A 511-nucleotide genomic window follows, 5' to 3' on the forward strand; every position below is an offset into this window, starting at 1 on the left:
GATGGCGACGAGCCCCACACCGGCCATGTCGCCGGACTCGATCTGTGTGGGGACCCAGAACCGCTCCCGCTGGAAGGCGTACGTCGGCAGGTCCACTCGGTGGGGCCGCGCCGGAGCGAAGAGGGCGTCCCAGTCGAGCGAGACACCGTGCGTGTGCAGCCGGTCGAGTGCCTCGACCAGCGTCCGGATCTCGTCGCGGTCCTTGCGCGCGGTCGCGACGAACACGCCGTCCTGCACGCTCTGCTGAGCCAGCGCGGTCAAGGTCGTGTCCGGCCCGATCTCCACGAACACACTCGCCTGGCAGGCGGCCACCCCATCGGCGAACCGCACCGCCTCCCGCACATGCCGCACCCAGTACGCCGGGTCGGTCAACAACCCCGGCTCCGCAAGCAGGCCCGTCACGTTGGAGACGACCGGGATGCTCGGCTCGGCGAAGGTGAGTGCGGAGACGACCTGCTCGAACTCCGCCAGCATCGGCTCCATCAACGGCGAGTGGAACGCGTGCGAGACG

1 protein-coding gene is annotated in these 511 nt (G+C 69.9%); it reads right to left on the bottom strand.

All coding sequences use genetic code 11. The annotated features are described in order from the left end of the window. Positions 1–511 (bottom strand): acyltransferase domain-containing protein (locus ACSC1Q_RS43100; RefSeq protein WP_436764528.1); only part of this gene is annotated, 511 nt, incomplete at both ends.

The sequence above is a fragment of the Streptosporangium heterodermiicola genome (assembly GCF_051390675.1).
Lineage (GTDB): Bacteria > Actinomycetota > Actinomycetes > Streptosporangiales > Streptosporangiaceae > Streptosporangium.